Annotated in this window: 2 tRNA genes; both read right to left on the bottom strand. The window is 50.3% G+C overall.

Annotated elements, in window-relative coordinates:
• Positions 1-308 precede the first annotated feature (308 nt).
• Positions 309-384, bottom strand: a tRNA-Ala gene (locus tag WS61_RS11035).
• 40 nt (positions 385-424) lie between these two features.
• Positions 425-501, bottom strand: a tRNA-Ile gene (locus WS61_RS11030).
• Positions 502-598: the final 97 nt, after the last annotated feature.

Genomic DNA, 598 nt, shown 5'->3' with positions numbered 1-598 from the left:
GCACTTGTTCGCTTGACCCTATAACGAGTCTGTCTCATCTTTCGACGCTACAGTCGCTACAGGTTGAGTTCTCGCGTTGTGCCGTATTCCAATTGAGCCGAACATGAAGTTCGAATCATCTTGAGATACATCGATACAATCACAACCCGGATAGTTTCCACGTCCATCTCAAAGACGCTTCCACTATCCAAATTACTTACTTCTTCCAGATTGTTAAAGAACGACAGCCGATATCTGTTGATATCCTCTGACTGGCTCAATCGCCAATGACAAAGGTTCGACGAAGTCGAACGCTTGTCATTGAAGATTGGTGGAGGCAGACGGGATCGAACCGACGACCCCCTGCTTGCAAAGCAGGTGCTCTCCCAGCTGAGCTATGCCCCCATGAGTACAGATGCCTCAGGTGTACCTACCGCCAGACAAATGGTGGGTCTGGTTGGATTCGAACCAACGACCCCCGCCTTATCAAGACGGTGCTCTAACCGACTGAGCTACAGACCCCTGAGTCTGTCTTTAAATTTACAGCCGATAAGCGTGAGCGCTCAACTTGTGCGAGAAGCTCTGGAAAGGAGGTGATCCAGCCGCACCTTCCGATACG

This window comes from Burkholderia sp. ABCPW 11 (assembly GCF_001523445.1).
Taxonomy (GTDB): domain Bacteria; phylum Pseudomonadota; class Gammaproteobacteria; order Burkholderiales; family Burkholderiaceae; genus Burkholderia.
Note: the sequence above shows the minus strand (reverse complement) of the source record. Positions and strands in the feature narration are given on the sequence as shown.